Source organism: Sphaerisporangium sp. NPDC005289 (assembly GCF_040607455.1).
GTDB classification, from domain to species: Bacteria; Actinomycetota; Actinomycetes; order Streptosporangiales; family Streptosporangiaceae; genus Sphaerisporangium; species Sphaerisporangium rhizosphaerae.
The window spans coordinates 114,308-125,528 of record NZ_JBEXGS010000019.1 but is presented as its reverse complement, the minus strand read 5'-3'; the positions used below and the strand labels follow the sequence as shown (position 1 = coordinate 125,528).

Sequence of the window (11,221 nt, the reverse complement as noted above, 5' to 3'; positions counted from 1 at the left end):
ACCGGACTGCGCGAACTCCCGGGGTGGCCAGGCCATTGACCGGCCTATCGGGCCGCGCCCTCCCGGGCGGTGGTGGTGTGGCGCCGGCCTGGCGCAGGGCAACCCTTGCTCTCGCTGCGCTCGTTCCGGACTGGCAGAGATCTTCTCCTCCTGCGTCGGAGAACATCTTGTCCGTCCGGACCGCCAGGTTGCCCTGCGCGGGCGGCCATCGCAGGGGTTCTTCCGCCGGGAGGGCGGACCCTCCGCTCCTCCCCCGGACCGGAAGGGACCTCAACCCATGACCACGCCCGCTCCAGCCGAGGAACTGACCACTCGGCATGCTGACCTGCAGGACTTGGTGGCGCTGCTGCGCGACCAGCAGGGCCGCAAGGTCGACATCGTCACCCCGCCCACGGCGCTGCGAGCCGACCGCGGCCGCCTGCTCATCTCCGGCGCCGAGCCCATCCTGACCTCGACCGGTGTAACCAGCACCGACGGTGCCTATCGGCCGACGGTCACGTGCGAGAAGGGCATCGCGGAGAAGCTGAAGATCAATCTTCCGTACCTGCGGCGATGCCGCAGTGAGGCCGTCGACTTGTGGGACACCAATGTCAACGGCTGGCTGGACCGGCTTCCGCGTGATCAGAAGTTTCTGGTCCGCGCCTTCCGCGGATCGGGCAACGGCCCTGGAGTCGCGCGGGCGCTACTGTCGGACTCCTACAAGCGGGTGGACCACCTGGACGTGCTCACCGCGGCCTTGGACGGCGTGGAGCAGGCCGGAGTCCCGATTCAGGTCCAGGGGTGCGATCTGACCGAGCAGCGGATGTACGTGCGGGTCTTCTCCCCGGCCGTCGAGGTCATTGCACCGAGGCTGCTGGAGGGCTACCGCAGCCCGTTCACCGGCGCCGAAGGCGCGGCCAACCCGGTGATCTGGGGCGGGTTCGTCATCACCAACTCCGAGACCGGATGCGGAGCCGCCGCCATCACCCCGCGCCTGGTCGTCCGGGTCTGCGACAACGGGTACACCATCACCGCCGACGCCCACCGGGCTGTGCACCTGGGCGGCAAGCTCGACGAAGGCGTCATCGACTGGAGCGGACGGACCCACCGCAAGAACCTCGAACTCATCACCGCCAAGACCACCGATGCCGTCCGCCGCTTCCTCACCCCCGCCTACGTGCAGAAGATCGTCACGACGATGGAGGCCAAGGCCGGCGTCCCGATCGTCCGTCCCGCTGAGACGATCCAGATCGTCTCCCAGCAGTTGCGCTTCTCCGAGGAGCACCAGGACGCGATCCTGGGGCATTTCATCAAGGGCGGCGATCTGACCGCCGGAGGTGTGATGCACGCGGTCACTTCGGTGGCCCAGAGCCTCACCGACGCCGACACCGCGCACGAGATGGAGTCACGGGCCTTGCAGGTCCTCCAGCTCGCCGCCCGCAGCTGATCCGCCGCGTGCCTCAGTTCCCTCTGTGTCGCCGCCTCCGCCCTGGTCTGCCGCCGGGCGGAGGCGGCGGCTTCTCTTCCCCTCGCACAGGAAGTCGCATATTGACGCCTCACTCTCATACCGGTCCGGCGTTCGGTGTTCGATGCTCCCCACCGGATTGCCGGCCTGGTTTCCCAGGTAATGACCAGGCGTCGGGCTGGCGCGACGACGGCGTGCCGGAGGTCCCGTCAGGGACTGAGCCCGGTGCCGGAGAGATGTCGGTACAGCACCTGGAGCGCCGCGATGGCGTACTGGTCATCTATGTCGACGCAGGTGACATCGTCGTCTTCCTCTACGCCGGCCGGCCCACCGCCTTGAGCACGCAAGCCGGGGAAGACCGCGACGCGATCGTGGTCGACGTTCACCGGCGCACCGAAGCAGGCGATAGGCGCCTTCGTCTCCTGCTCGACGGCATCCCCGTTCACCCACTCCCCCTTGCCACCTCCTTCGCCCCCGACTCTGCGCCGTCGGAGCGCGGCGACCTGGCCCTACCTACAGCCGAGCACATCGAAAGGCATCTGCATGAGTAACGACACCGTCATCACCGTTGTCGGCAACCTGGTGGCCGACCCCGACCTCCGATTCGTCCCTTCAGGGCGAGCCGTCGCCACCGTCCGCCTCGCCTCGACCCCACGGTTCCTCGATCGAAGCAGTGGCGAGTGGAAGGACGCCGACACCCTGTTCATCACCTGCAACGTCTGGGGACAGCAAGGCGAGAACGTCGCCGAAAGTCTCCAGCGCGGCCACAAGGTCATCGTGCGCGGGCGGCTAAAGCAGCGCTCCTACGAGACACCCGACGGTGAACGCCGAACGGTGGTGGAGCTGGACGCCGAAGACATCGGCCCCAGCCTGGCCACCGCCATGGCCAGGATGACCAAGACCCAGCGTGTCACTACCGCGGCCCCCGCAGCTGACCTGCCTCACCCCTCCCTCAACTCCTGGAATGCCGCTCCGGCCGATCCGTGGGCGAGTGCACCGGTCCCTGCCGGCGTCGGGCAGGACGCGGGATCGGCGTCGTTCTGAGTCGAGCCGATCAGATACCTAGGCCGCAGCCACCACGGAAGGGACAATCGCGCTACGTCCGTACGCTTCCGAGTGCATGATCACCTCCGAGACGCACGTCCTCGTCCGCTGCGCGCACGAGGACGACGGACGAGGAGAGGCGTCCGCCAGGACACGGCCAGGGCCGCTCGCGGGACCGGGGCCGGTTGTGAACGGCGACTCAGCCGCCTGTGCCGATGGCCTGTCTGCTCCCTGACCCGGCTTTGCAGTCTGCGTCGCACTGGCCGTGTCCGGCAACCGGGCTTTCGCTGCGCTCATCCCCGGCCTGCCACAGATCTTTTCCTCCTTCGTCGGAAAACGTCTTGGCGGCCGGGACCACCCGGTTGCGTCCCCGGCGAGCGTGCGTCGCGGGCGCCTGCTGCCGGGACGGGGCAGACAACCCCAGGCCGCCACCACGGCGGCCGGCCCGCCCGGCAGCAGACCCGGGAGGAACCCCATGAACAGCCAGCTGTCCGCCCACATCGTCGGCCACCTCATCACCGCGCCCCGCACCTTCTCCCTGCGCGAGGGCGTCGGCTGCGAGCTGCGGGTCCTGGTCACCCGCCGCTTCTACAACTCCGCCGGCATCCCCACCACCGCCGAGACCCGCGTCAAGATCGTCACCTACGACACGGTGATGTCCGAGCGCCTGGTCCGCGACTTCCCCCTCGGCGCCTTCGTCGAGATCGTCGCCGACAACGTCCGGGTGGAGAAGCCCTGGCAGAACAAGAAGGGCGAGTGGATCTCTGGCAGCGCCGTCTTCACGCTGGAGAAGATCCGCCACGTCTCGGTCCAGACCCAGCAGACCGACTCCGTCCTCGCGAGCGTCTCTGCCGCTTGATCGGTCCTTCGCCCCGGGCGGCCGAGGTCGCCCGGGGCACGCGGACCCCATCTCCCCCGCACGGTCCGGCCGCGCGTCCCGCCGGATTCCCGCCGTTCTCGCTTCTCCTGTTGCCTGTCGAGGTATGTAAAGGACTTCGCCGTGAATCTTTCCCACAGACTCGTCATCACCAGCCCGTCCAACGCCGTCGCGGTCACGCCGTACCTGCTCGGCTTCCACCCCACCGACTCACTGGTCGTCATCGGCTTGGGACCGGGTAGCAGTTTCACGTTGCGTTTCGATCTGGTGAGGCGCGAACACTACAAGGCCCTGCTGGCGCACATGCGTGGCCTCATGGTTCGTAACGACGCCGAGGCCGCGGTCCTGCTCGGCTACGGCAGCGAGGACATGACGGTCCCGCTGCTGACCCAGGCGTGGGACACACTGGCCGACACCCTCGCCGTGAAGGACGTGGTCCGTGTGGACGGCGGCCGCTGGTGGTCTCTGATGTGTACCGACCCGCAGTGCTGTCCCAGGGAAGGACGGCCCTACGACATCAACGCCTCCCAGCTGGCCGCCCAGGCCACCTTCGCCGGACTGGTCGCCTACCGCAGCCGCGAGGAGATGGCCGCGATGGTGGCACCGGTCGAGGGCGAGGACCGGGTGTGGATGGCAGCCGAGACCGAGCGCGCCCAGCAGGAGTTCCTGAGCGACGGGCCAGCCTCCCGGCTGCTGCTCGACGAAGGGCTGCAACTGGTCCGTTCGCTCATCGGTGAGGACCGCAGGCTCACCGACGAGGAGACGGCGCGACTGTCGATCGTCCTTATCCACCTTCGCGTACGCGACGAGGCCTGGGCCCGGCTGCTCACCCTGGACTCCCAGCAGCAGTTGCGGTTGTGGCAGGACACGACTCGCCGCGCGATCGGCGAGTACGCCGCCGCGCCGGCGGCGCTGCTGGCCTTCCTCGCCTACATCAACGGGGACGGCACCCTGGCCAAGATCGCCCTCGAGCGATGCGCCGAGGTCGCCCCGTCCTACCGGATGGCCGCTCTGATCGAGGACTGCCTGCGCTACGGCCTCCCCCCGCAGACCGTGCGTGAGCGCTTCGACGGCATGCTGGAAATGCTGCCCGACGCCTGAGGACAGGACACGCAGACGCGTCCAAGGAGGCGGCACCTCCCTAGACGCGCCTGCCGTTTCACCACGATGCTCGGGGCGTCGTTCTGCGCCGGGCCGTGGTTCCGCCACATGCAGCACGCCCCACTGTCTCGGCGGCACCAACGGCATAAGCAGGAAATGGTGGCCGTCGTTACCGCACCGGTCGGCTGGCGGCGCCGGGCACCGCATGGTCGTCAGCCGGGCTCCCCCACGGCATTCCAATGCCACGAGCGCAGCAGACCCGTCCGCGTCGCGCAACCTGCTGCCAGCTCCGCGAAGCAAGTGCTTCGCCGACGTCGGCTCCGGAGTTCCAAGATCTTTCTCCTTCGTCCGAAACATCTTGGAACCCCTGGCGTGGAAGTTGCGCGACACGGCCGTGCCCGCTTGGGGGTCGAGGCACAGGAACACCGCACGGGAGCCCTCCCCCTCCCGCCCCGGAACGGAGCCCGACCATGAACCACCGCACCCTCCAGACCTTCGCCACCGCCGAGCGTCCCGCGTGGCTCCCCGCTCCCGTCGACCTCCGCGCCCTCGCTGCCCAGGCAACGGACTGCGGTGAGCAGGACCCGTGGCGCGTGGAGATCGCGACGTGGATCGCCAACGCCAAGACCTCCGCCACGGAGCTGCCCGAGGAGATGGCCGCCCGCTGGTGAACGTGGGCGCCGGGCGCAGGCGCGGCCTCCGCCCGGCATCCCACAGGACTGCGCATTACCCTGCTCACCGCAAGCCGCTGCGAAGCCGGCCGCCCGCGCTGGAGCGCCACCCCGGAGCGGCTGGCGAACGGACCAGGCGCTCCTGTTCTGTTGCGTCTCCTTGGTCAGAATGGGGCCCGCTACTCTCGCGGTCATGGACGCCAACATCTGGCAGAACGTCGAACAGCTCGTAGCCTGGCTAGACGGTGAGAGCAAACAGGCGACGGACACCGAACTGCTCTTGCGCATCCTCAAGGTCTCCGAGGAGGCCGGCGAGGTTGCCGCGGCCGTGGTCGGCGCCTTCGGCCAGAACCCCCGCAAGGGCTTCACCCACACCTGGCAGGACGTCGACGCCGAACTGTGCGACGTCATCCTCACCGCCATGGTCGCGCTCCGCTCCCGCAATCCCGAAGCCTCGCAGCTGCTCCGCACACACGTGACGACGGTGACTGCCCGCTCGCTGGCATCCACCTCAAAGACCTGATCAGCACCGCCACCAGGGGCCGATCAGCGAACAGCTCCGGGTGACGAGGACTACCGTTCGGCCCAGGCGCCGGTGGCCATGCCGACCGCCGCGTTCAGCCCGCGCGCAGCGCTGTGGCGTACCTCTGCACCTCGTGGTGAACGGTCGGGGGCGGAGACGCGCCTCCGCCCCCGGACGCTAGCTTCCCCACCCCCCGCCATGCGGGGAACCCATATCACTGGGGGGTTCCCCACCAGCGGCGAAGAATCCCGCTGGATGACCGGGTACAGGGCCGCCGTCTGCGCTCACCTGCCCGCGCACCGCCGCAACGTGACCGTACCCGTCGTGGCTTTCCGCGTCATCCTTTGATCGCCGATTGTCGTGCACGTCGGGCAATTCGCCGGATGCACTGTTAGCCATGCTCCTGACGAGGCGAACGCTCACTCCACACAGGCCAGCGATATCAGCGTTGGTCTGACCCAGCTCACGCAACACCCGAATCGCCGCGCCGGCCGCGGCATCAGCGTGACGCGCCTCGCGCTCGGCATCGGCCAGAATCCTCTCTGCTCTGCGGCCAGCGTCCTGTCTGATCCGCTCCGCCAGGCTTGAGGACTCGAAGAAGTCCGCGAGCGCCGCTTCGATGCGGCGCTCGCGCAGCAGTCGTTCGGCGTCCCTGGCGGCCTTGGCCTCCCTAGCCTTCCTCAGCGCGGCCGCACGCCGAGAAGTCGTCCGTTGCCCCAATCAGCCACCTCACCATCATTTACACGCTGGCCGAACTCATCGCCCCACCTTAAACTGATGTATATGAGCGTTGTCAAGGCAGGACCCCGTTGTGGCATCCGCCCTGTACCCCCCGCACACGCACGCCGGCCCTCCGCCGGCCCAGCGTGCGCGCTCTCGTCCTGCCCGCACCGGCCCGTGCACCCGCCTCGGCTCCCCCACCACTCGTCCGCCCGTACGGCGAAGACGCCCACCTCCACAGCGAAGGCAACAAGACACCTCTTGCACCTCCAGCGGCATCAGCCCGCCGCCAGTGCGGCCCAGCCCCGCGGCCGCGCCGAGCGCACGCCCGTCGAACAGTCTTCGGCAGCCTTCCCGCTTGGCACGCTGGAGCGTCCGCCGCGTGCATCCGGGCCGGTTCGCAAGCCGGCCGGGGCACGTCCGTCCGATGGCTGTAACCTGTGGTGGCGCGTCCCGCGAAGCCCACGATCATCGGGGTGGTCGCGTTGATGACCACCCACAAACTGACCGCCGGCGACGGCTACACCTACCTCACCCGGCAGGTCGCGGGCGGGGACGTGCAGTGGGAACGAGGGCAGTCCGCGGCCGAGTACTACACGGCCAAAGGCAACCCCCCAGGCCGGTGGACGGGGCGGGGTGCGGCTCTGCTGGGCCTGGACGGTCAGCAGGTCAGCGAGGATCAGATGCAGGCCCTGTACGGAGCCGGCATGCACCCGCGTGCCGACGCCATCATTCAGCGCCACCTCGCCGAGCACCTCAGGGCCGACATGACCGAGCGGCAGCTCGACGCACTCCAGGACGCGGCGATCCGCGCGGCCACGCTGGGGTCGCGGTTCCCGGTGTACCAGCCGCTGGAGCAGTTCACCCGCCGGGTCGGCAAGCGGCTGGAGGTCATCGAGCAGCAGACCGGCCGGGCGGCCACCCAGGCCGAGGTGAGCCGCGTCCAGGCCGAGGAATCGCGGCGCGCGCGGGCCGCCGTGGCCGGTTTCGACGTCGTGTTCGCGCCGGTCAAGTCGGCCGCCCTGCTGTGGGCGCTGGATACGCGCCCGCACGTGCGGCAGGCCGTCCGCCACGCCCATGAAGCCGCCCGCGACGCGGCGATGGAGATGCTTGAGCAGCACGCCGCCTTCACCAGGACCGGCAAGGGCGGCCTCGCGCAGATCGAGACGCACGGCTTGATCGCCGCCATGTTCGACCACTACGACAGCCGGGCCGGTGACCCCAACCTGCACACCCACGTCGCCATCTCCAGCAAGGTCCAAGGCGTCGACGGCAAGTGGCGCAGCCTGGATGCCCGCGCGCTGTACCGCATCACCGTGGCGGCCAGCGAGTTCTACAACACCGCCTTCGAGACCGAACTGCGCCGGCGGATCCCGGTCACCTTCACCGCGCGATCCGACACCCGCGACCAGCGGGAGCCGATCTGGGAGATCACCGGCATCGGCCTGGAGTTCATCGAGTTCTTCTCTTCGCGGCGCACCGACATCGAGGCCCGCTACGAGCAGCTCCTGCGCCGGTTCCGCCGCGAGCACGGTCACGACCCCAACCGGCAGATCGCCCATCGGCTCGCCCGCCAAGCCAACCTCGAAACCCGCGACGCGAAGAAGACCCCGCGTTCCCTTCAGGAGATGCGCGCCGACTGGGCGCAGTCGTTCACCGAGCGGTTCGGGCCTGGCGCCATCGGCCGCCTCATGAGCGCCGTCCCGGACGGCCCGCCGCGCGCATCCGCAGCCGCATCGGATGTCGACATCGCAGTTCTGGCCGCCACGGTCGTCGCCGGTGTCTCGCAGATGCGCTCCACCTGGACGGTGTGGAACCTGCGCGCCGAAGCCGAACGGCTCGTCCGCGCCGAGGTTGTCCTGGACGGCCCCGAACAGCACCAGGCACTGGTCACCCGGGTCGTCGAATCGTGCCTGTCGCCGTCACTGTGCCTACCGGTGGACCGGGCGGGACCGCTCACGGAACCGGAGCCGCTGCGGCGCTCGGACGGGTCTTCAGTGTTCGTTGAGCACGCCGCCACGCGCTTCACCAGCCGCCTCATCCTGGACGCCGAGCAGCGCCTGGTCGCCGCCGCCACGACCTCGACCTGGGTGGAGGTTACCGGTGCCCAGGTCGCCGCGGCGCTGCGGGCGTTCGACGCCGATGGCGTCACGCTGGACGCAGGTCAGCGCCGGCTTGTGACCACGTTCGCCACCGATGATCGGCTGGTGGTGGCGGGGCTGGGCCCGGCCGGTGCCGGGAAGACCACCGCGATGCGCGCCTACGCGCACGTCGCGGCGCAGGCCGGGCAACGTCTCGTGGCGCTCGCGACTTCTTCGGCCGCCTCTGACGTCCTGGGCAGAGAGTTGGGCGTGCGTGCTGAGAACCTGCACAAGTTCGTCCACGAGCACACCAGCGGACGTCACGCCGCCCAGCTCCGGGCAGGGCAACCGGTGCCCGAACAGGCGCGCATGTTCGCGCTCGGTCCGGGCGATGTGGTGCTGCTGGACGAGGCCGGAATGGCGGGCACTCTCACGCTCGACAAGCTCGTCCAGATCGCCGCGAGCCGCGGCGCCGTCGTGCGTCTGCTCGGCGACCACCGCCAGCTCGGCGCGGTCGAATCCGGCGGCGCACTACGCCTTATCGCCACCGAGGCCGGAGCGGTCGAGCTCACCACCCTCTACCGGTTCAACGACCCCGCCGAAGCCGAAGCGACCCTGAAAATCCGCCTCGGCGACTCCACCGGCCTGGACTTCTACCTCGCCCAGAACCGGATCAGGTCCGGATCGCGGCAAGCCATGATCGAGGAGGCCTACGCGAGCTGGAAGGCCGACATGCTCGCCGGACGCACCACACTCATGGCCGCCGCGACCGGCGTGAACGTCACCGCCCTGGCCGCCCAAGCCCGGCTGGACCGCATCGAAGCCGGACAGGTCGAGACCGAGGGTATTGCGCTGCACGACGGCAACCGGGCGGGCGCCGGCGACTGGATCGTCACCCGGCGCAACGACCGCACACTGCGCGTCCACCGCGGCAAGGACTGGGTGAAGAACGGTGACGCCTGGTCGGTCCAGGCCCGTCACCGCGACGGATCGCTGACCGTCCAGCACCTGGAACACCGCGCCAGCGTGCGCCTGCCCGCCGACTACGCCGCCGCCAACGTCGAGCTGCTGTACGCCACGACCACCAACCGCGCCCAAGGCTCCACCGTCGACACCGCCCACCCGCTGATCACCTCCGAGATGAGCAGAGAGAACCTCTACGTCGTGCTCTCCCGCGCCCGGCACCGCACCGTCCTGCACGTGGTCACCCACGAACTGCTCGCCTACGACCCCGACGACCGCCTCGACCGGGTCCGCCACGATGCCCGCCAATACGCCGCCCGCGAGATCCTGCACAACATCATCAGCCGCGAGGGCAACGAGATCTCCGCCACCGAGACCATCCAGCGAGCCGCCGACGACGCCCGCTCCCTCGCCACGCTCGTCCCCCGCCGCCAGCACGCCGCCACACTGCTCGCCCAGCACACCTACACCGACCTCGCCCACCAGACACTGCCCCGCCCACTCGCGCAGGCCATCACCGGCTGCGACGCATGGCCCTCCGCCGTCACCGCCCTCACCCAGGCCGAAGCCCGCGGCTGGCCGGTCCGGCACCTCCTCGCCGTCACCGCACGAGATGACGACCTGCTGACTGCCGAGACGCCGGGACGTCTGCTCGCGTGGCGCATCCGCGACCATGTCGAGAGCCACCCGGCTCCGCCCCAGGCCGCCCCGGAGTCCACTCTTTTGCCCTGGCTCATCACCGGTCGCTACATCGGTGAGGGCGACCCCCAGCTCGTTCGCTACGTCGCTGAGGCAGACGAGCTGATCTCCGCACGTGTCCGGCACCTCACCGGCATCACCATCAGTACCCGGCCGGTATGGTCGACCCCGCTCGGAAGCGCGCCCGCGGATTCGCACCAACGTCACCAATGGGAACGCCACTTGGGGGTCGTCGCCGCCTACCGCGACCAGCAAAAGGTGACCACCGACGATCCGAACCAAATCCTCGGCTCTTACCCAGGGCCCGGCGGCCCCGAGCACTCCGCGTACTGGCACGCCGTCGACTCCATCGTCGCGGCCCGCACCATCGCCGGCCTGGAACGACCACGGCCCGCCGTCCCCAATTCCACGCAGCTCCAGGAGGCGGCCGAAGCCTACCTCGCACTCCCCGATGACAGCCGGGCCGCCGTCCAAACCGACCTCGCCCGCCGACGAGGAGCACTCTGGTTCGGCGACCGGCACAGCATCAACGACCACGCCGTCACCCGACCGGTCTACACCCAAGACCTACGACAGATCCTCCTCGAACGCGGCCACCTCTCCGCCCCTTCGACGACCATCGCCCAGCGCGCAGCCGAGCCATCGCAAGGCGCACCTACGACCGAGCCGCAGCCGGTGGAAGTGGAGTCGGCCATCCAACGAAGAGCGCAACGGGACGCCGAACGCGAGGCCCGCAAAGAGCGGGCTCGCCTGTCCAGCCAGGCAGCACAAGCCCGTCGCAGCCGGCAAGAGCAGCGCGCCCAGCAACGCCGCCGCCACGTCCACCGCGCTCAGCCATCCCAACAGCTCCAAGCACCGGCCCCCCAGCTCGACCAACGCCAGGAACGCCGCCTCGGCCGGTGAACGCCATGGCAACAGGGCGCAATACGCCGCAGCGCGTCCCGCGCATGGCTCTCAGAACAGAGTGGGCCTTAGGGCCTCTTGTCGACCAGATGATCAGTAGGCCCAAACACACCCAGGCTCTGTATGACGCCCTGCCGGAGAAGGCTAGGGAGCAGCTCGCGCGCCGCGATGGCACGACTGCCTGAGGTTGTCGGT

At 69.4% G+C, this 11,221-nt stretch carries 8 protein-coding genes; 7 read left to right on the top strand and 1 reads right to left on the bottom strand.

Features of this window, described 5'->3' with window-relative positions; genetic code table 11:
* Window positions 1-277: 277 nt before the first annotated feature.
* Window positions 278-1,426, top strand: a complete 1,149-nt coding sequence (locus ABZT47_RS28785) for a DUF932 domain-containing protein (RefSeq protein ID WP_354848685.1) — start codon at window positions 278-280, stop codon at window positions 1,424-1,426.
* Between the two features lie 227 nt (window positions 1,427-1,653).
* Here ABZT47_RS28785 and ABZT47_RS28780 read toward each other — a convergent pair whose 3' ends face one another.
* Complete coding sequence (locus tag ABZT47_RS28780) at window positions 1,654-1,890, bottom strand: hypothetical protein (RefSeq protein ID WP_354848682.1); 237 nt, start codon at window positions 1,888-1,890, stop codon at window positions 1,654-1,656.
* Window positions 1,891-1,987: 97 nt separating this feature from the next.
* On the opposite strand from ABZT47_RS28780, the gene ssb reads away from it, so the two are divergent.
* The 6 genes from ssb to mobF all read left to right on the top strand — a co-directional run bounded on the left by ssb (window position 1,988) and on the right by mobF (window position 11,026).
* Window positions 1,988-2,488: a single-stranded DNA-binding protein gene (gene ssb / locus ABZT47_RS28775; RefSeq protein WP_354848679.1), complete on the top strand. Its 501-nt coding sequence runs from the start codon at window positions 1,988-1,990 to the stop codon at window positions 2,486-2,488.
* 475 nt (window positions 2,489-2,963) lie between these two features.
* Window positions 2,964-3,347: a hypothetical protein gene (locus ABZT47_RS28770; RefSeq protein WP_354848676.1), complete on the top strand. Its 384-nt coding sequence runs from the start codon at window positions 2,964-2,966 to the stop codon at window positions 3,345-3,347.
* A gap of 141 nt (window positions 3,348-3,488) precedes the next feature.
* Window positions 3,489-4,466, top strand: coding sequence for a DUF4192 domain-containing protein (locus tag ABZT47_RS28765; protein ID WP_354848673.1), 978 nt, complete (start codon window positions 3,489-3,491; stop codon window positions 4,464-4,466).
* Window positions 4,467-4,936: 470 nt separating this feature from the next.
* The gene (locus tag ABZT47_RS28760; RefSeq protein WP_354848670.1) at window positions 4,937-5,137 is read left to right on the top strand and encodes a hypothetical protein; all 201 of its coding nucleotides are present in this window, start codon (window positions 4,937-4,939) and stop codon (window positions 5,135-5,137) included.
* Between the two features lie 193 nt (window positions 5,138-5,330).
* Entirely contained in the window at window positions 5,331-5,660 is a 330-nt protein-coding gene (locus ABZT47_RS28755) for a MazG-like family protein (protein WP_354848667.1), read from the top strand.
* A 1,163-nt stretch (window positions 5,661-6,823) separates the two neighbouring features.
* Complete coding sequence (gene mobF, locus ABZT47_RS28750) at window positions 6,824-11,026, top strand: MobF family relaxase (RefSeq protein ID WP_354848664.1); 4,203 nt, start codon at window positions 6,824-6,826, stop codon at window positions 11,024-11,026.
* Window positions 11,027-11,221 lie beyond the last annotated feature (195 nt).

Coding starts and splice junctions, on each gene's coding strand:
- ABZT47_RS28785 (WP_354848685.1), top strand. CDS start 278: ATGACCACGCCCGCTCCAGCCGAGGAACTGACCACTCGGCATGCTGAC.
- ssb (WP_354848679.1), top strand. CDS start 1,988: ATGAGTAACGACACCGTCATCACCGTTGTCGGCAACCTGGTGGCCGAC.
- ABZT47_RS28755 (WP_354848667.1), top strand. CDS start 5,331: ATGGACGCCAACATCTGGCAGAACGTCGAACAGCTCGTAGCCTGGCTA.
- ABZT47_RS28770 (WP_354848676.1), top strand. CDS start 2,964: ATGAACAGCCAGCTGTCCGCCCACATCGTCGGCCACCTCATCACCGCG.
- ABZT47_RS28760 (WP_354848670.1), top strand. CDS start 4,937: ATGAACCACCGCACCCTCCAGACCTTCGCCACCGCCGAGCGTCCCGCG.